Origin of the sequence: Actinoallomurus sp. CA-142502 (assembly GCF_050936355.1) — a bacterium.
Classification (GTDB): domain Bacteria; phylum Actinomycetota; class Actinomycetes; order Streptosporangiales; family Streptosporangiaceae; genus Actinoallomurus; species Actinoallomurus iriomotensis.
In genome coordinates this window covers 4821968-4838105 of sequence record NZ_JBNJMY010000001.1, presented here as the reverse complement: position 1 = coordinate 4838105, position 16138 = coordinate 4821968, and the positions used below count along the sequence as shown (strand labels likewise).

The 16138-nt window shown below is 69.9% G+C and carries 13 protein-coding genes; 6 read left to right on the top strand and 7 right to left on the bottom strand.

Annotated features, from left to right (window positions below; all coding sequences use genetic code 11):
* Position 1: 1 nt before the first annotated feature.
* The 3 genes from ACQEV1_RS23055 to ACQEV1_RS23045 form a co-directional block, all read right to left on the bottom strand.
* Positions 2-1132 carry a glycosyltransferase gene (locus tag ACQEV1_RS23055; protein ID WP_433395982.1) on the bottom strand — a complete coding sequence of 377 codons (1131 nt, stop codon included), beginning with the start codon at positions 1130-1132 and terminating at the stop codon, positions 2-4.
* Positions 1125-3947, bottom strand: a complete 2823-nt coding sequence (locus ACQEV1_RS23050) for a bifunctional glycosyltransferase/CDP-glycerol:glycerophosphate glycerophosphotransferase (RefSeq protein WP_433395980.1) — start codon at positions 3945-3947, stop codon at positions 1125-1127. Before ACQEV1_RS23050 ends, ACQEV1_RS23055 begins: the two co-directional genes overlap by 8 nt.
* A gap of 378 nt (positions 3948-4325) precedes the next feature.
* Positions 4326-5603 carry an ATP-binding protein gene (locus ACQEV1_RS23045; protein ID WP_433395978.1) on the bottom strand — a complete coding sequence of 426 codons (1278 nt, stop codon included), beginning with the start codon at positions 5601-5603 and terminating at the stop codon, positions 4326-4328.
* Positions 5604-5778: 175 nt separating this feature from the next.
* Here ACQEV1_RS23045 and ACQEV1_RS23040 point away from each other — a divergent pair, with 175 nt between their 5' ends.
* The 4 genes from ACQEV1_RS23040 to ACQEV1_RS23025 are packed head-to-tail and all read left to right on the top strand — an operon-like array spanning position 5779 to position 10449.
* Complete coding sequence (locus ACQEV1_RS23040; RefSeq protein ID WP_433395977.1) at positions 5779-6393, top strand: hypothetical protein; 615 nt, start codon at positions 5779-5781, stop codon at positions 6391-6393.
* Positions 6393-7070, top strand: coding sequence for an ABC transporter ATP-binding protein (locus tag ACQEV1_RS23035; protein WP_433395975.1), 678 nt, complete (start codon positions 6393-6395; stop codon positions 7068-7070). The genes ACQEV1_RS23040 and ACQEV1_RS23035 overlap by 1 nt, the downstream gene beginning before the upstream one ends.
* The gene (locus ACQEV1_RS23030; RefSeq protein WP_433395973.1) at positions 7067-7795 is read left to right on the top strand and encodes an ABC transporter ATP-binding protein; all 729 of its coding nucleotides are present in this window, start codon (positions 7067-7069) and stop codon (positions 7793-7795) included. Before ACQEV1_RS23035 ends, ACQEV1_RS23030 begins: the two co-directional genes overlap by 4 nt.
* Positions 7792-10449: an FtsX-like permease family protein gene (locus ACQEV1_RS23025; protein WP_433395971.1), complete on the top strand. Its 2658-nt coding sequence runs from the start codon at positions 7792-7794 to the stop codon at positions 10447-10449. Before ACQEV1_RS23030 ends, ACQEV1_RS23025 begins: the two co-directional genes overlap by 4 nt.
* 20 nt (positions 10450-10469) lie before the next feature.
* Here the strand turns inward: ACQEV1_RS23025 and ACQEV1_RS23020 are convergent, their stop codons facing one another.
* A complete protein-coding gene (locus ACQEV1_RS23020) occupies positions 10470-11171 on the bottom strand; it encodes a response regulator transcription factor (protein WP_433395969.1) in 702 nt (233 codons plus the stop codon).
* Positions 11172-11221: 50 nt separating this feature from the next.
* Between ACQEV1_RS23020 and ACQEV1_RS23015 the strand changes: the two genes are divergently transcribed.
* Positions 11222-11425 (top strand): hypothetical protein, encoded by a 204-nt coding sequence (locus ACQEV1_RS23015; RefSeq protein ID WP_433395967.1) that lies wholly within the window; start codon positions 11222-11224, stop codon positions 11423-11425.
* A gap of 185 nt (positions 11426-11610) precedes the next feature.
* Positions 11611-12783: a hypothetical protein gene (locus tag ACQEV1_RS23010; protein WP_433395965.1), complete on the top strand. Its 1173-nt coding sequence runs from the start codon at positions 11611-11613 to the stop codon at positions 12781-12783.
* Between the two features lie 82 nt (positions 12784-12865).
* Here the strand turns inward: ACQEV1_RS23010 and ACQEV1_RS23005 are convergent, their stop codons facing one another.
* From ACQEV1_RS23005 to ACQEV1_RS22995, 3 genes are all read right to left on the bottom strand, one after another.
* Positions 12866-13609, bottom strand: coding sequence for a COG4705 family protein (locus ACQEV1_RS23005; protein ID WP_433395964.1), 744 nt, complete (start codon positions 13607-13609; stop codon positions 12866-12868).
* Between the two features lie 114 nt (positions 13610-13723).
* A complete protein-coding gene (locus ACQEV1_RS23000; RefSeq protein ID WP_433395962.1) occupies positions 13724-14461 on the bottom strand; it encodes a hypothetical protein in 738 nt (245 codons plus the stop codon).
* A 619-nt stretch (positions 14462-15080) separates the two neighbouring features.
* A complete protein-coding gene (locus ACQEV1_RS22995; RefSeq protein WP_433395960.1) occupies positions 15081-16037 on the bottom strand; it encodes an alpha/beta hydrolase in 957 nt (318 codons plus the stop codon).
* Positions 16038-16138 lie beyond the last annotated feature (101 nt).

Below are 16138 nucleotides of genomic sequence, written 5' to 3'. Positions count from 1 at the left end.
CTCAGATGGTCAGGCCGGCGCGTTCGGTCACGAGCGTGAACGTCCGTTCCCAGCGGTCGACGACGATGTCCGGGGCGTATCTGCGGACCGAGACACGGGCCGCCTCCCCGAACGAGTCGCGCAGGTGCTCATCGTCCATCAGGCGCTCCAGCGCGGCGGCGAACGCGGTCACGTTTCCCGGTGTCGCCACCAGCCCGTCTTGCCCGTCCGTGAGCAGTTCCCGTACGCCCGGCGCGCAGTCGAAGGCGACGGTCGGCAGCCCGTACGCCATCGCCTCGATGATCGACATCGGGAAGCCCTCCTCGCGCGAGGACAGCGCGAAGATCGATGCGCCGGTCAGCGCGCCCTCCAGGTCGGAGGTCGGGCCGGGGAACTCCACACTCGCTGCGACGCCGAGTTCGGCCGCGCGGCGGCGAAGGGCGTCCTCCTCCGGGCCCGATCCGTACAGGCGCAGCCGCCACGATGGGTGGCGAACGGCGATCTCCGCCCAGGCTTCGAGCAGCATGTCCTGCCCCTTCTCGAAGGACAGCCGCCCGAGCCGTACGACCACCGGATCGGTACGCGGGGAGGTCGACGCCGGTTCGACATGGAGGGGGTTGGGCATCGCGGCGGCGTTCGACATGTCGTCGAAGGCCCATGCGTCGGCGTCGGCCTGCGTGAGCGCGAGCAACTGGTCGGCCCGTGCGAAGTAACGTTTGACGCGCCGATACCGCGAGGACTGCCGGGTCGCGGCGTACGACTCATGGCTCATGCCGATCACCGGCATTCCGGCGGTGTCGGCGCGCGCGACCCACTCCATCGCCCAGACCTGCGCCGCGATCACGATGCCGCCCGGTGAGGCGGTCCGGAACAGCGCGCTCAGCCGCGCGGCGCCGCGGCGGACCGTGGCCCGATGCGCGAGCCGGGACGCGGCCCCGCGCCGCGGCCGGGGCCGGCGCTCGTGCAGCACGGTGACGGCGTACGGCGGGTTCTCGCCATAGTCGTGAGCACGGTCGGCACGGGTGACGCCGACGAGATGGACGCGATGCCCCTGCTCGGTGAACAGGCGTGCGATCTGATGCGCCCAGCGCTGCAGGCCGCCGAGCTCGTCCACGTTGTTGCACACGATGAAGATGTCGCGAGCGTCAGCCACGGGGGCCTCCGGAGAAGAAGCGTTCGACGATGGCCTTGGCGGCGGTGCCGGTGTCGTACTCGCCGAACCGCTCGACGAACCGGTGCCGCCGCTCGGCGTGGTCACGATGGACGCGGTCGAGATCGGCGAGGATGGCGAACAGCCCTTCCTCGTCGCGGATCACCGGCCCGGGCGCGTGCTCGGCGAGGTCGAAGTACGTGCCCCGCCGGAGGACGTATTCGTCGAGGTCGGGGGTGTAAAGGATCACCGGGCGGTCACGGAGCGCGTAGTCGAACATGACCGACGAGTAGTCGGTGATCAGGGCGTCGGCGAGGAGCAGCAGCGGCGTGACGTCGTGCACGCCACTCACGTCGATGACGGTGCCGCGCAGCCCGGGAGGAACCACCGCCGTGCTCAGGTAGTGCGAGCGAACGAGGAGCACGTGGGAGTCCCCGAACTCACGGGCGAAGCGTTCGAGGTCGAACGGCGCCGCGAAGCGCCGGGTCGGCCGGTCGTTCTCGTCCGCGCGGAACGTGGGTGCGTAGAGCACGACGGTACGGGTGTCGTCCGCGAGCCCCAAGCTCTCCCGCAGCGCGGCCGTCTCTTCCGGGTCGCCGCCGTTCACCAGCCGGTCGTTGCGTGGGTATCCGACCCGCATCATGGGTGAGGTCACGCCGAGACCCGTGGCCAGTGTCCGGACGTCGTGCTCGGACCGTACGAGGAAGTGGTCGAACCGGCCGGCCATCAGCCGCCGGCGTACGTGCTCGGCCCAGGTGCTCTGCTTGACCGAGGGCTCGTCGAAGCCCATCCGTTTGTACGCCGAGCCGTGCCAGGTCTGGAGGTAGGTGGTCTGGCGGCGTTTGGTGAGTCCGGTCGGAAAGCCCTGGTTGTCGACCCAGTACTCGGCCCGGGCGAGCGCGTGGAAGTACGCCCACGAGCCTCGCCGGACCAGGGTCGCCTCGGCCGGGAAGCCCTGCTTGCTGGTGCTGTAGGACCAGATCGCCTGGTGCGGTGTGCCGCGCTCGCGCAGTTCCCGGTAGATGTACTTCGGGTTGTCGGAGTACTGGGCGCCGAGGTGGCTCTCGAACACGACAGTGCCCTTCTTGACCGGAAGCCGTACCAAGACCCGGTTGAAAACCGCGATTTTCGTGGCACGGCCGGTCAGCCGCTTGACCAGCATTTTCTCGGCGTGGACAAGGAATCGCCACACCTTGACGCCGAGGTCCGTACGGGCCAGCCCGCGCAGCAGGGGCAGGACGGTCCGGGCGGGAAAGCGGCGACCGACGATACGGAAGGCGAGCTCGCCCGAGTCGGCGACGTACGCCTCCAGGTGGTCGCCGACGACCCGGGTCAGCCGTGGCCGTACCGGCACCGTGATGTCCTCGTGGGCGGTCCACGGAGAGGTCACGCGAACGCCGACCGTCTCATCGCCGGCGTCCACGCGCAGCCACAGTCCCCAGGTCTGGTCCACGAGGCCGATCGGCCGTATGGCGCGGCCCGGCGTGAACCCGGCCCGCCAGCCGATCCGCTCGCCGTCGTGCCACAGCGTCACCGGAACGCGGAAGGCACGCCCCTTCCTGCGGCGATCCCGGATCTCCAGCTTCCCGGCGAGCTCCGTGCCGGCATCGATCCGGCCAAGCGGGTTGACGAAGTCACCGGTGAGGAGAAGTTCGCGCCCTGCCTGCCGCGCCTCGGTCAGCCGGCCGCCGAGGGTGAGCGTGCCGAGCGGCGCGGAGTGGATACCGAGATCGGTGACGTCGAGAATCCGACGGCCCACCTCCGTACTGAGGTAGGCGCCGGACCAGTAGATCCGCCCGTCTCGCTCGACCGGACTGATCGACAGCGTCGGCGCGCTGCCCTTCCTCGGCGCGTGGTCGGCCGCCGCCATCGCCGCACGCAAATCGCCCTGCACGATCAGATAGGCGGCGACGCCCATCATCGGGTTGCACTCCTCGAAGACCGCGGTGTCCATCGTCTCGAGGTATGCCTGGGCCAGGTCGAGAAAGGTTTCGCGATACTCCCGATCGCGACTACCCAGCTCGCGGAGGTAGAGCAGCAAGTCGTGGTTGAGGAACTTGACGTTCTTGTGCTTGATCAGGTCTGTGGCACCGCGCAGCCGGAAGGTCGCGTCGATCCGCCGGTGGATCTCCAGCCGATCGGCGAAGTTACGCAGTTCGGACCGGCGGTGCGTGATCGAAAGGGTCTCGCCGCGCGGGACGACGATCCAGTTGTAGACCCGGTGCGGGATGATCGCGATCTTTCGTGCGCCGGCATAGGCCTGCGCGCTGAACAGCAGGTCCTCGTAGTGGAGCCGGTCGACGAATCGCAGGTCCTCGCGATCGAGGAACTCGCGCCGATAACACTTGTTGGTCGAGAGGGTGTCGTAGAGCAGGTCGGGTTCGTCCGAGATGCTCGTGAGGACTCGTGACTCTCGATACAGGGACGGGTACCAGCTCTGCTCACGTTCCGGCTGCACGCGGACGCAGCGTCCGGAGACCAGATCGGCGCCGGTCTCCTCGGCGGCGGTGACGAGGTTCCGGCACGCGTGCGGGTCGAGCGTGTCGTCGCTGTCGAGGAACATCACGTACCGGCCGTTCGCGTGATCCATTCCGACGTTGCGTGGCCGGCCGCAACCGCCGGAGTTCTCCGGCAGGGTGACCACCCGCACGCGGTCGGGCCGGGCTGCGGCCAGCCGCTCCGCCACCCGTGGCGTCGCGTCGGTGCTGGCGTCGTCAACGATGACGATTTCGACTTCGGCCAGCGACTGGTCCAACGCCGATTGGACCGCGCGAGCCAGGCGGCCTGCGTCGTTATAGACGATGACGATGATCGTCACATCGGGTTCTGAAACCAACAGGCTCACACTCATCGCCCTGATTCGAGGGGGAATTGTCACTATTGCGGCAGTACTACCGGGACCGTAGTAGTGCGATGGTTACCTGGAGGCAAACCGCGAACCCGACCTCAGGCGCCAGTTGCCCGGTGGAACGGTGACGAAGAGGGCGCCCGCCATGCGCGCGAGTTCGGTCAGCACCTCGCGGAGTCGGTGACACTCTCTCGACTGGTCACGGTCAGATGGCCCGGCGGCGCCACAGGACGGCGAAGGTGCAGGCGGCGGGCGGCAACGGCAGCCAGACAGTGATCACCCGGTACCCGAGCACCGCCCCGATGGCGACCACCGAGGAAGCGCCGGATAGTGCTTCTGCGAGCCGCCTCACGCACCGGGGAGCAGGAGGGTGAATGTCGGCGGTGACGGGCGAGCCAGGCGCAGGCGTCCGCCTTCGGCCTCGGCGAGGCGGCGGGCCATGGCCAGGCCGATGCCGTGCCCGGCGGTCGCCGTACGGCGGCGGAACAGTTCATCGTCTGAGCGGTCGATGCCCGGTCCCTGGTCGCTGACGTCGATCGCCAGTGCGTCGCCGGCGTCGCGGACGTTGACCGTGACGGTGCCGGCGCCGTGGCGGATGGCGTTTTCGAGGAGCACGCGGAGGATCTGGCGGGCGGCGGCGGTGGAGGCATCCGTGGTGGGCAGGTCGGGAGCGACCCGGATCCGCAGTGGGCGCCCCTTTTCGGCCAGGTCGGCGTGCCAGGTCTCCCGTGCCTCTTCGAGGAGGCCGTCCAGGTCGAGCGGCTCTTTGTGGCGGGGTACGTCGCGGGCCAGGGCGAGGAGGTCGTCGATGGTCCGCTGGAGCCGGTCCGCTTCGGCCATGGCCTGGTTGATCTCCTCCGCCCGCGTCTTGTCCGGGGCGTCGAGCATGCTCTCCAGCTGGAGCCGCAGGCCGGTCAGCGGCGTGCGCAACTGGTGTGAGGCGTCGGCGGAGAAGGCGCGTTCGCGGGCGAGAAGGTCGCCGAGACGTTCGGCCGTGGTCGAGAGGCTGGCGCCGGTGGAATCGATCTCCGGTATGCCGCTGGGCCGGGCGCGCACGCTGAAGTCACCGTCGCCGAGCCGTTCGGCCATTGCCGACATCTCCTCCAGCGGCCGGGCGAGGCGCCGGGCCTGCCGGCGCGCGAGCAGGGCGGTGATGAGGACGGCCGCGCAGGCGACCGCCAGCATCAGGAGCCAGCTCCTTGCAATCCGCCGATAGACGAACATCTTGCCGGCGGCCGCGCGTATCGCACCGGTGACGTGCTCGTTGTTCGCGACCGGCACGGTGACGATGAGGTCGGATCCGTCCTGCCCGTTGGCGGGGACGCCGTGCAGGGCGCCGCGCACGGCGGCATCGGCCACCGCGGGCCCGTGGCCCCCGATCCGCCGCCCGGCGCGGTCGTAGACGGCCAGTTGGACACCTGGCTCGGTCGATGGCAACTCGGTGGGGTCTCGCCCGCTCAGCTGCGCTCCGGAAACGGTCACGGTCGCCTCGGTGGCGAAACGCGTCAGCTCGCTTCGCTCATCGGCCATGTAGTAGTGGGCGACTCCGGCGGCGAGCGGAATGCCGAACAGGCTGATGGCCAGGACGGCCGACAGCACGGTGAGCATCACGATCCGCCTGCGCATACGGCCTCCCCTCGAGCCTTCCGACCATGCTTGGGACAGTCTGCCTTCCCCCGCCTGCGCGGAAGGCCGCCGATGCCCGATTTTGCCGTCCGCTGGCCCTCGGTGAGGGCTCCTCTGGCCGCCACGTTCCTAGCGTCGTCGGCGCTGGCCCTGTCTCGTAGATAGGAGGGCGACCATGACGTATGCCCGCCGTGCTCTTCTTTGGAGCGGCGGCCTCTTGGCCGCGACCGCCATCTTCAGCGCCTGCGGAGACGGCTCGTCCGGCTCCTCCTCCACAAAGGCGCCACCGACCACACCGGTTCCCTCGTCGACATCGGAGAACAATCCGGCCGGCGACATCCCCGACAATCAGGTCTACGTACCGTTCTCCCCGCCCGGTGGCGGGTTCTCGATCAAGGTCCCCGAGGGCTGGGCGCGCAGCCAGAGCGGTACGGCCACCACCTTCACCGACAAGCTGAACAGCATCCGAATCGAGACGATGAGCGCCTCGGCCGCGCCAACGATCGGCTCGGCCACGACACAAGAGGTGCCGAAGATCAGGTCCGGGGCACACGGCTTCGTCCCCGGCAAGGTCACGACAGTGCACCGCAAGGCCGGGCAAGCGGTGCTCATCACCTATCGCGCCGACTCGGCACCCGACCCGGTGACCGGCAAGACGGTCACCGACGCCGTCGAACGCTACGACTTCTGGCACGCCGGCCGGGAGGTCGTCCTCACCCTGTCCGGCCCGACGGGAGCGGACAACGTCGATCCCTGGAAGCTGGTCAGCGACTCGCTGCGGTGGACGTGATGACCACCGAACAGCGTCCGAGCGCGCTCCAGGCCCGCACCCTCTACCGGTTCTTCCGGGCCGGTGAGGAGGAAACGCTCGCGTTGCAAGGCGTCTCCCTGACCCTGGAGCCGGGTGAGCTGGTCGCGGTGACCGGGCCGTCGGGATCGGGTAAGTCGACCCTGCTGTCGTGCCTGGCCGGCATCGACGAACCCGACGGCGGCGCCGTCCTGGTCGCGGGGCAGCGGATCAGTCACCGGTCCGAACCGATCCGCGCCGGCCTGCGCGCCCGCCATATCGGCCTGCTCTTCCAGTCCGCGAACCTCTTCGCGCACCTGACCGTCCGGCAGAACGTCGGCCTGGCCCAGCGCCTCGCGGGCCGGCGCGGCGCCCTCGGCATCGGGTCGCTGCTCGACTCGGTCGGCCTGGCCAAGCGAGGCCACGCCTATCCCGGCGAGCTGTCCGGCGGGGAGTCGGCACGGGCGGGCCTGGCTCTCGCCCTGGCCAACGACCCCGCCGTGCTCCTCGCCGACGAGCCGACCGGAGAGGTCGACTCGGCCGCGGAGACACAGATCCTCGACCTGCTACTCAGCCGCGCGCGAGAGGGGGTGGCGGTTCTGGTGGCCAGCCACAGCCCGGCCGTGTCCGCCGCCGCGGACCGCGTCATCCGGCTGGACGACGGAAAGGTACTGGCATGACCTCGGGCCACAGCCCCGTCTCGGCCACACCGGACACACCACCCGACCCCTCCGACCAGGCGCTGGCACGCTGCACCGGTGTCGCCCGCACCTTCGGGTTCGGCGTCGCGTCCGTCGTCGCCGTGCACGACCTGTCCTGCGCGGTGTGGCCGGAGGCGCGGATCGCGGTGACCGGCCCGTCGGGATCAGGCAAGTCGACTCTCCTGCATCTGATCGCCGGACTGGAGATCCCGACCGGCGGCACGGTCGACTGGCCCGGGCTGGGCGGCCTCCCGCAGGGACGCCCGGGGCTGATCGGGATGATCTTCCAGGGGCCCAGTCTGATTCCCACGCTGAACGTCACCGAGAACGTCGCGCTCCCCCTGCAGTTCGCCGGCATCTCGGCCGCCGCCGCGAGCGAGCGTGCGGCGCGCGCGCTCGACCAGCTCGGGATCGCGGAGATGGCCGCCAAACTCCCCGAGGAACTGTCCGGCGGTCAGGCCCAGCGTGTGGCGGTCGCCCGCGCGCTGGCGAGCCGTCCCCGGCTCATCCTGGCCGACGAGCCCACCGGTCAGCTCGACCACGAGGCCGCGGACCACGTCATCTCCGTGCTGCTGCGGGCCGCCGACGAGCTCGGCGCGGCCGTCGTCGTCAGCACCCACGACCCGAAGATCGCAGCACGCCTGCCGGAGCGGTGGACCATGTCCGACGGCGAGCTCACGCAACAGAACGGCTCTGCGCGATGACCTGGATCTGGCTGTACGGCCTGCTTCGCAGGCGTTCTTCCCGGCTGGTCGCCACTGCGGGCGGCATCGCCGTCGCCGTCGCCCTGCTCGGCTCTCTGGGAGCCTTCCTCGCGGCGTCCAAGGCGACGATGACCAGGCGAGCGGCAGCCGACGTGGGAGTCGACTGGCAGGTGCAGGAGAGCGGCGGCGCCGATCCGAACGCCGTACTCGCCGCCGTCAGATCCGCCCCTGGCGTCCGTACGGCGCTGCCGGTGAACTTCGGTCAGAGCAGCGGGTTCTCCACCATCGGCGCCACGACGCAGACGACCGGTCCCGGTGTCGTCCTGGGCCTTCCGGACGGCTACGCGCGCGCGTTCCCCAAAGAGCTGCGCTCGCTCGCCGGCTCCGCGTCCGGCGTGCTGCTCGCCCAGCAGACGGCGGCCAACCTGCACGCCCGGCCCGGCGACACGGTGAGCGTCGGCCGGGCCGGGCTCGGCACAGCACAGGTCCGCGTCGACGGCGTGGTCGACCTGCCACAGGCCGACTCCCTCTTCCAGAAGGTCGGCGCGCCCCCTGGTTCGCAGCCGTCCGCGCCACCGGACAACGTGCTTCTCCTGCCTCAGGCAGGCTGGCATCAGATCTTCGATCCGCTCGCCAAGGGCCGCCCGGACCTGGTCACCACCCAGATCCATGTCGCGCGCTCGCATCGGCTGCCCGCCGACCCCGCGGCCGCTTATACCGTCATCACCGCGGCCGCGCACAACCTCGAGGCGCGCGCGTCCGGCGGCGCGGTCGTCGGGAACAACCTGGGGGCAGCGCTGGACTCCGCCCGGCAGGACGCGGCGTACGCCCAGGTGCTGTTCCTGTTCCTCGGGCTGCCGGGTGCGGTCCTCGCCGCGCTGCTGACCGCGGCCGTCACCGGCGCCGGTGCCACACGACGCCGCCGGGAACAGGCGCTGTTGCGGGCCCGCGGCGCCTCCTATGGCCGGTTGATGCGGCTGGCCGCCGTCGAGGCAGCGGCTGTCGGTGTCGCCGGCAGCCTCGGAGGGCTGGGCGGCGCCGCGATCGTGGGAATCCTGGCGTTCGGGTCGGCACGGTTCGGCGCCACCACCGCGACCGCCGTCGTCTGGACGGCGATCGCGGCGGCCCTCGGCCTGGCCATCGCCGCTCTGACCGTGCTGCTGCCCGCCCGCCGCGACGCGCGCACCTCCACCGTCGCCACTGGTCGTCTGACGGTCGGCCGGGTCCGCGGGCCGTGGTGGCGTCGGTACGGGCTGGACCTGATCCTGCTGGCCGCAGCGGGTGCCGTCTTCGTGCTGACCGGAAACAACGGATACCAGTTGGTGCTGGCTCCCGAAGGGGTGCCGACGATCTCGGTCTCCTACTGGGCTTTCGGCGGACCGGCCCTGCTGTGGGTGGGCGCCGGGCTGCTCACTTGGCGCCTCTTCGACCTGCTGCTCGGGTGTGGCCGACGCATCGTCGGAGCCGGCTTGCGCCCGCTCGCCGGCGGCCTGTCCGGCACGGTCGCGAGCGGCATGTCGCGGCAACGCCAGGTGCTCGGCCGCTCGATCGTGCTCGTCGCCCTGGCCGTGTCGTTCGCCGCCTCCACCGCCGTCTTCAACGCCACCTACCGGCAACAGGCCGAGGCCGACGCGCTGCTCACCAACGGCGCCGACGTAACCGTCACCGAGTCCCCCGGCGCCTCTGCCGGTCCTGACCTGGCCGGCCGGCTGGCGGCCGTACCGGGGGTCAAGGGAGTCGAGCCACTCCAGCACCGGTTCGCCTATGTCGGCGCGGACCTGCAGGACCTGTACGGCGTGAGGCCCAGCACGATCACCCGGGCCACCGCGCTGCAGGACGCCTACTTCACCGGTGGAACCGCCCGGGAGCTCATGCGCACTCTGGCGGCCAGACCCGACTCCATCCTGGTATCAGCCGAGACGGTCAAGGATTTCCAGCTCAGCCCGGGCGACCTGTTCAACCTACGGTTGCAGGACGGGCGGACCAAACAGTTCACAACGGTCCCGTTCCACTACGTAGGCGTGGTCAAAGAGTTTCCGACCGCGCCCAAGGACAGTTTCTTCGTCGCGAACGCCGCCTATGTCGCGCAGCGGACCGGCAACGACGCCGTCGGTGCCTTCCTCGTCGACACCGGAGGCCACCGCATCGCGACGGCCGCGAACCGCGTCCGCGGCGCGCTCGGACCATCGGCAACGGTGACCGACCTGGCCACCACGCGTACGGTGGTGGGCTCCAGCCTCACCGCGGTGGACCTGGCCGGCCTGACCCGCGTCGAGCTCGTGTTCGCGTTGCTGCTGTCGGCGGTGGCCGGAGGGCTGGTCCTAGCGCTGGGTCTGGCCGAACGCCGTCGCACGTTCGCGATCGCCACAGCGCTCGGCGGCACGAGACGCCAGCTCCGCGCGTTCGTCTTCGGTGAGACGGCGGTCCTCGTCGTCGGTGGTCTCGCCGCCGGCGCGGCGATCGGGACGCTGCTGTCCCAGATGCTGGTCAAGGTGCTGACCGGGGTCTTCGACCCGCCGCCGTCAGTGCCTGCCGTGCCGTGGCCGTACCTCACGACGGTCGGCGTGGTCACCATCGCCGCCTTGGCGCTGGCGTCCGCCGCGGCGGTGCGGACGGCTCGACGGCCCGCCATCAGCGTTCTGCGGGAACTGTGAGACTCCGGCGGACGGGCGCCTCAGCGGCGCGGGCCGTCCAGACGATAGCCGTGACCGCGAAGCGTGACGATCCTCGGCATGGTCTCCGACTCGCCGCCGGCCGCCTCGGTCAGCTTCGCCCGTACCGCCGCGATATGGACGTCGAGCGTCTTGGTCGACCCGAACCAGTTCTCGTCCCACACGTCCGCCATCAGATCCTCGCGGCTGACGGCCTTGCCGGCGTCCGCGGCGAGACGGCGCAGCAGGTCGAACTCCTTCGCGCGCAAGGCGACCTCGCGATCACCGATGAAGCACCGGCGAGCCCCGGCGTCCACCATCAGGTCACCGATCCGGAGCTCCTGGCGCGCCGGGCCGGACGGGGCACCACGGCGCAGGTGCGCCCGGATGCGGGCCAGCACCTCGGCGAGGCTGAACGGCTTGGTGAGATAGTCATCGGCGCCCGCCTCCAGCCCCACGATGATGTCCATCTCCTCCTGCCGGGCGGTGAGCATCACCAGCACACACTCCGGCTGGACATGGCGAATCTGCCCGCACACCTCGATGCCGTCCAGATCGGGCAGGCCGAGATCCAGCAGCACCAGATCGAAGTCCGTGACGGTCGCCTCGCGCACCGCCCCCCGGCCGGTGCGTTGCCACACCACCTCGTGATCATGCATGCGGAGACGCGACTCGAGCATGTTCCCGATCGTCTCGTCGTCCTCCACGATGAGCAGCCGTGCCATGCCCACATCGTAGGGCGGCGACCGGCGTCCGACGGCGACGGGTGCGTACGGTGACCGGGCGAACGGACCAGGTGGCGGCCCATCCGGTGCTGGTCGTGGAGGACGATCACGGCGTACGTGACGTGCCGGCCCGCAGCCCGGGCACCGTCGTGACCAGCGCACTCCTCCTGGTAACGATCCTCGTGCTGGTCATCTACCCGGCCGTCTCACGGACGGAGGAGTGCCCGGCGGACGGCCGGCATGTTCAAGTCTGACCAGCACCAGTACGAACCGAGCGCGACGTTACCTGGCGACTGCCCGCTTACTCCGCGGCTCCAGTAAGCCGGTCGCTTGCCGCCGTCTTTCCAGCCTCTTACCCGGCTCTCCCTACGTTGGCCACACCACTAGGGAGGAGCCGGAGAATGCACAGGTCATCATGGCATCACCACGACGTGGCGCGATGATCGAACAGGAGGTCGTACACGGCGGAGCCTCACCTACGGCCAGCGAAACGAGCCCGGATCACGATCGGCGGTCCCGAGCCGTGTGGTGGTGCCTGTGGACCTGGACGGCGATATGGACCGGCCTGCGCCTGCCGGGCGGCGGCGGCTCGTGGCACTATTTCGCCCAGGGCAGCCGGCTGTTGTTCGGCGACGATCCAGGCCAGGGCCTCCACCTGTACGCCGCCCATCCCGACCTGCAGATCGGGCCGATCGCCTTCCTGGTCGCAACACCACTGCGGCTACTCGGAGCCACACCTGGCCGTCTCCTGGCGCTCACCGCGATGAGCCTCACCGGGCCGCTCGTCCTGTACGCACTGTGGCGCCTGGCCCCGGCGGGTACGCGGCAACCATCACGGCTGCTCACCACCGGACTGCTCTTCCTTCCGGTCTGGGCCGAACTGGTCACCCACGCCGGCCACCTGGACGACGTCCTGGCGCTGCTCTTCGCGGTCGCGGCCCTGCACGCGGTCAGATCCGGCCATCCGGTCGCCGCCGGCCTGCTGGTCGCGGCCTCCGCCGACGCCAAGCCGTGGGCCGCGGCCTTCGCTCCCCTCCTGCTCGCGGTCGCGCGCCCCGGTCGATGGCGTGCGGCGGCCGCGTGCGCGGCCGGCGTGGCGGTGGCCTGGCTGCCGTTCCTGCTCTACGACGGGCACACGCTGACCGCGGCGAGCTTCACCATCCCGACAGCGACGTCGTCGGGCCTGCGCGCGCTCGGCTTCACCTACCCGCGCACCCCCTCATGGGACCGGCCGGCCCAGCTGGCACTCGGCTGCCTGCTCGGTACGCTCGCGGTGATCCGAGGCCGATGGCCCGCGGTCATCGTGCTCGCCACGGCCGCGCGGATCCTGCTCGACCCGGAGGTGTACTCCTACTACACGGCCGGAATCCTGCTCGGCGCCGTAGCGTACGACCTGGTGGTCTCCGATCGGCGATGGCCCTGGCTGACGACCGGCGGTCTGCTGATGCTGCACGTCGCACGTCTCGTGGCACACGTCGCACCGATCTCACTGCATGTTCTCGGGTTGCTGCGGGTCGGATACGTTCTCGTCGTGGTCGCGGTCACGCTGCTTCCCGGCAGCCGCCGTCCGATGAGCGGACATGATGCGGGCGCCGCTCACGCCTGCGGCTAGATCAGGTAGACAGGCGTGGCGGTCAGCGGCCCGGCAGGCGGAACGGGATGGCGCCGCCCACCGGCTACGCCGTTCCGGCGGCTCACCTGCGGCGGTGCGAGCCTCGCTCGACGTCCTTCCGGCTGACGGCGAGATAGCCCACGAACACGACGATCACGACGGCCAGGGCGAGGCTCACCGGTCCCGTGCCCAGGCCGAGGCCGCCGCGCGCTCGCGACACTCCCGCCCAGTCCGCGAACGAGGCGCCCAGCGGACGGGTGATCACGTACGCGAGCCAGAAGGAGAAGACGGGGTTCAGGCCGAGCCGGTAGGCCACGGCGGGGACGGCGATCAGCGCGGCGAACATCAGGCCGGAGGTGAAATAGCCCAGGTGCAGCGTTACCGCGGTCATGTCACCGGTGGCGGTGCCGAGGGCGAAGGTCGCGATGACCGTGGCCCAGTAGAAGAACTCTCTCCGCCAGGTGTGGATGCTGTGGATGGACAGCGTTCTCTCGGTGCAGTACCAGACCACGAAGATCACCGCCAGAACGACGATGAAGACAGCGGTCGAGGCGAAGTACGGAACGCCCAGTCCGACGTGGAGCACGTCGGCCGCCATCGTTCCGAAGACGCTCACCGCGACGATGCCGCTCCAGTAGATCCACGCAATATACCGCCGCACATAGAATTGCACTGAAAGAGAAATCGCCAGAACGGCTCCCGCGCAGCCGACGGCGATGATCGGATTGATTTGATGGGCGAGGAAGTCCGAGGTGGTCTCACCCATCCCGGTGGTCAGAACCTTTACGATCCAGAAGTAGATCGCGACTTCCGGCACCTTGCTCATCGCACGCCGCGAATGAGCAAAACTTCCATTCCGGTCGAGTTGCGTTGTTGTCACGAAAAGGAATGATTGCACATTCTTAGACGACCCAAGTAGGGCCATTAAGTAAATGAAATTTTAGGATCGGGAATCCGCCACCTCGCGGAGACTCAGGACATCCGTCGCGACAGACGCGGGAGACCACTTCCCAGAGCTCGCCGTCCAGGTGTCACCGCCGAAGCTCACCTGCTCGATACGGAGCCGCGCCGCGTGGGCGACCAGCCAGCCGCTGAGGGCCCAGCCGCGCGCGCGGCCATGCGTGCCACTGATACTCGTGGTGCCGAGCTCGGTGAGCGCGGTCGACCTCAGCGTGACCGCCGCCGTGGTGGCCGCAAGGTCGTGACAGCTCAGCGCGGCGGCCCTCTCACCGGTGAGAGCGCTCGCGAGGGCTCGCGCCTCCGGCTCCCATTTGGCGTACGCGTCCGGCTTCGCCGAATGCTGGACGAGCTGGGCGGCCCGGGTGAAGCTGATCGTCATCCAGCCGGGCTGCCGCAGCAGATGCTCATAAAACGCCATGCTCGCGTGCACGGGATCGGTGACTTGCCCGTGGGTCCCCCAGCCTTCACTCGGGCGTTGCTGGAAAAGCCCGGCAGAGTCCCGATCGCCGCCGGCCAGGTTAACGAGCCCGGACTCCTGCATCGCCGTGGCAAGCGCGACGGACACGGCGCGATCGGGAACGCCCATCCGCATACCGACGCCGGCGATCGTCGCCGCGTTGTCGGCCTGCGTGGTCGTGAGCGTGTAGTCGCCCGAGCCCGTGCCCGACACGGCGGTGACCACGCAACCCGGCCCGGACTTGAGGACAACGCGGAACACATACCAGCCGACCGTCGAAGCGATGACGAGGAGAAGGACGGCACCGGCCAGGACACCAAGACGAGCACTCGACATCGACAGACGTCCTCACCACGGGAGACACGCGATCTACTACCCGAATAGTAGCAAGGCGCGATCCCAAGACGACCACCAACGCGGGGACTGTAGAACTAGCAGCTGACCAAGCGGGTACTGGAGTCGGCTTTGGAGCGTGAGATCACCGATCACGTCGGCTATGACAAGCACGATGCGGCGGGGAGGCGTTCGTGGTCGCGGGCCAGGCGGCGGTGGGTGGTGATTCAGGCACAGGGTCCGTTCGACCGCCCACCGGCGCGGTAGGACATTGAAACCTTTCCGGCCTTCGGATTTGCGGACGATGATGCCGAGCACGCGGGCCGCTCATTCGACCAGCCGGCCCGCGAAACCGGCGTCGGGCGAAGACGAGGCGGCAGCGGCGAGCGGACAGGTATGTCTCCAGCAGCGTAGGACCGATCGGGCCGGGACATCGAGCTCGCCGGCTGCCCCTGTCCATCGCCGACTGGCGCATCGCAGACCCCGCCATGCTGTCGCCATCGTTCCTGGCCTACGTATCGTTCCTGGCTTACGTCGGCCATCCGGCCTATGGGCCGACGCCGGGACCGTACGGGGAAGAGGGACAGGGGGCGACGCGCTCGCGCAGGGCCCGGATCCGCTCCCGGACCGCGCGGCGACTGAGGGCCGCGTCGGGCACAAGGGAGTCCCAGCCGTGGTAAGCGCCGGGGTACAGATGGAACTCGGTCGGCACGCCGGCCTGGGCGAGACGGCGAGCGTAGTCGAGGCACTCGTCCCGGAAGATGTCCACCTGGCCGACGTCGATGAACGCGGGCGGCAGTCCGGACAGGTCGGTGGCCCGCGCCGGCGCGGCGTACGGCGGCACCTCGTCGGGAGAGGGGCCGAGCAGGGCCGTCCAGGCGAAGACGTTCTCCCGCCGGCCCCAGGACGGAACCTCCATGAAGCTGGACGGCGTCTCGTTGCGGTCGTCGAGCATCGGGTAGCACAGCAGCTGGAACACCAGGTCGGGGCCTCCGCGGTCACGCGCCAGCAGCGCGGCCGCGGCCGCCAGGCCGCCTCCCGCGCTCGCGCCGCCGACGGCGATCGCGCCGATTCCGAGCTCGTCCGAATGGTCGGCCGTCCACACCAACCCCGCGTAGCAGTCCTCCACCCCCGCCGGGTACGGGTGCTCCGGTGCCAGCCGGTAGTCGACCGACACCACCACGCAGCCCACGGCGAGCGCGTACTCGACGAGCCGGGCGTCGTCCGCCTCGACGTTCCCCATGATCATGCCTCCGCCGTGAATCCAGTACAGGCACGGAAGCGTCCCCGGCGGGCCGACCGGGCGGTAGATCCGAAGTCGGACCGGGGTGTGGCGCTCGGTGATGGTGATCCGCTCGTCGGACGCCTCGGGGACCACGAGGGCCGCGCGCTCCTTCCGGAACGCCGGCAGGTCCTCGTACCGGACCTCGGACGCGTCGAACGGGCGGACCGGTGCCGCGGCCAGGCCCGCGGCCAACTCGGGGTCCAGGTACATCTCGGGCATCGCCGGCCTCCTTGCTCGAAGCGCGAGTTTCCCGGAGAGTCTCGACTCTCGGCGATCGGATGGTCAATGGCACGGCCGATCGCTAATTCGTATTAGCACCC

Excerpts from the sequence above, each read along its gene's own strand:
- ACQEV1_RS23035 (WP_433395975.1), top strand. The coding sequence starts at position 6,393 with ATGACCACCGAACAGCGTCCGAGCGCGCTCCAGGCCCGCACCCTCTAC.
- ACQEV1_RS23045 (WP_433395978.1), bottom strand. The coding sequence starts at position 5,603 with ATGCGCAGGCGGATCGTGATGCTCACCGTGCTGTCGGCCGTCCTGGCC.
- ACQEV1_RS23040 (WP_433395977.1), top strand. The coding sequence starts at position 5,779 with ATGACGTATGCCCGCCGTGCTCTTCTTTGGAGCGGCGGCCTCTTGGCC.
- ACQEV1_RS23005 (WP_433395964.1), bottom strand. The coding sequence starts at position 13,609 with ATGAGCAAGGTGCCGGAAGTCGCGATCTACTTCTGGATCGTAAAGGTT.
- ACQEV1_RS23010 (WP_433395965.1), top strand. The coding sequence starts at position 11,611 with ATGATCGAACAGGAGGTCGTACACGGCGGAGCCTCACCTACGGCCAGC.
- ACQEV1_RS22995 (WP_433395960.1), bottom strand. The coding sequence starts at position 16,037 with ATGCCCGAGATGTACCTGGACCCCGAGTTGGCCGCGGGCCTGGCCGCG.
- ACQEV1_RS23030 (WP_433395973.1), top strand. The coding sequence starts at position 7,067 with ATGACCTCGGGCCACAGCCCCGTCTCGGCCACACCGGACACACCACCC.
- ACQEV1_RS23025 (WP_433395971.1), top strand. The coding sequence starts at position 7,792 with ATGACCTGGATCTGGCTGTACGGCCTGCTTCGCAGGCGTTCTTCCCGG.
- ACQEV1_RS23020 (WP_433395969.1), bottom strand. The coding sequence starts at position 11,171 with ATGGCACGGCTGCTCATCGTGGAGGACGACGAGACGATCGGGAACATG.